This window comes from Streptomyces sp. A0592 (assembly GCF_004795115.1).
GTDB classification, from domain to species: Bacteria; Actinomycetota; Actinomycetes; order Streptomycetales; family Streptomycetaceae; genus Streptomyces; species Streptomyces erythrochromogenes.
Map to the genome: position 1 here is coordinate 1 of NZ_SSBM01000098.1, position 1,299 is coordinate 1,299.

Below are 1,299 nucleotides of genomic sequence, written 5' to 3' on the forward strand. Positions count from 1 at the left end.
GCGGTGCAGGATCCGCAGGGTTCTGTTTCGTACGGTGAGCTGGTCGCTCTCGCTTCGGCCCTGAGCCGCCGACTGGTCGCGGCCGGGGTCCGTCCCGGATCACGCGTCGCGATGCTGTGCGAACCCGGCATCCCCTTCGTGACCGGCATCCTGGCCGTCCTCGGCGCCGGAGCGGCCTGGATCCCCCTCGACCTCCGCGCCCCCCGGGCCCGCACCGCCGCACTCCTCGACGACTCCCGACCCGACGTCCTCTACACCGGACCCGGACTCCACAACACGGCCACCGAACTGCTGGCCGCCGCATCCAGCACACCGGCCGTGGTCACCTGGGACGGCACCCACGACACCGAACCCGCCCCGCCCGTCGGCGGCGGCGACGACCTGGCCTACATCATCTTCACCTCCGGCTCCACCGGCCGCCCCAAGGGCGCCATGGTCCACCGCGCCGGCATGGTCAACCACCTCCTCGCCAAAATCGACGACCTCGGCATCACCTCGGACGACGTCGTCGTCCACAACGCCCCCGTCACCTTCGACATCTCCGTCTGGCAGATGCTCTCCCCCCTCATCACCGGCGGACGCCTCCTCGTCGTCGACCGCGACACCGCCGCCGACCCCCAGGAACTCTTCGGACGCATCACCACCGACCACGTCACCATCCTCGAAGTCGTCCCCTCCCTCCTCCGCGCCGCCATCGACTCCTGGCAGTCGGGCACCCCCCGTCCCCCGCTGGACGGACTGCGTTCGCTCATGGTCACGGGCGAGACCCTGCCGGCCGATCTCGCCGCCACGTGGGGTGAGCTGGAGCCCGGTATCCCCCTGGTGAACGCCTACGGGCCGACCGAGTGCTCCGACGACGTCACCCACGCCGTGATCCACGCGGGCAGCGACATCGGCTCCCGCGCACCGATCGGGCACGCGGTCCGCAACACCCGCCTGTACGTGCTGGACGCCAACCTGCAGCCCGTACCGCCCGGCACACCCGGCGAGCTCTACGTCGCCGGAACCGGCGTCGGCCACGGCTACCTCGACAACCCCACCAAAACCGCCACCACCTTCCTCGCCGACCCCCACGCCACCGAACCCGGCACCCGCATGTACCGCACCGGAGACCGCGTACGCCAACGCCCGGACGGACAACTGGAATTCCTGGAACGCACCGACCACCAGGTCAAGATCCGCGGCCACCGCATCGAACTCGGCGAAATCGAAACCGCACTCCGCCGACTCCCCGGCATCACCGACGCCGCCGCAGCCGTCCACCACGGACGCCTCGTCGCCTACCTCATCGGCACCACC

At 70.7% G+C, this 1,299-nt stretch carries 1 protein-coding gene; it reads left to right on the forward strand.

Features of this window, described 5'->3' with window-relative positions:
* A partial coding sequence (locus E6U81_RS39500; protein ID WP_136234804.1) for an amino acid adenylation domain-containing protein occupies positions 1-1,299 on the forward strand: 1,299 nt, incomplete at both ends.